Raw genomic sequence first — 369 nt, 5'->3', positions numbered from 1 at the left:
CGTCCAGTTTCTATCCCGGCGTCTTCGACCCGAGTGAGGCGAAGGTGATCACCGTTCGCTCGGGAGAGTCGGCCACCGGAGTCGACTTCGCACTCGCGACGGGACACAGCATCACGGGAGTCGTGACCGGGGCCCCGAACAACTTCGCGGCGGTCAATGTGATCGCGAACCCGATCGAGTGGAACGGTCGGTCGGTCACACTGTGGTGGCGACAGGCCTACACGACGATCGACAAGGACGCGCGGTACTCCGCGACCGGGCTCTCGGACGGCGCATACACCGTTTCGTCCACGGCGTATGACGTCAATAGTGCCGGGGCGGACTGGCGCGATGTCTATTACGAGGGCTACTACGACGGCTCCGCCACCC

At 64.5% G+C, this 369-nt stretch carries 1 protein-coding gene; it reads left to right on the top strand.

Annotated elements, in window-relative coordinates; all coding sequences use genetic code 11:
• On the top strand, positions 1-369 hold a 369-nt coding region (locus ACZ3GY_RS23690; RefSeq protein WP_465912175.1), incomplete at both ends, for a hypothetical protein.

This window comes from Pseudomonas sp. PME37.24/006 (assembly GCF_055556635.1).
Note: the sequence above shows the minus strand (reverse complement) of the source record. Positions and strands in the feature narration are given on the sequence as shown.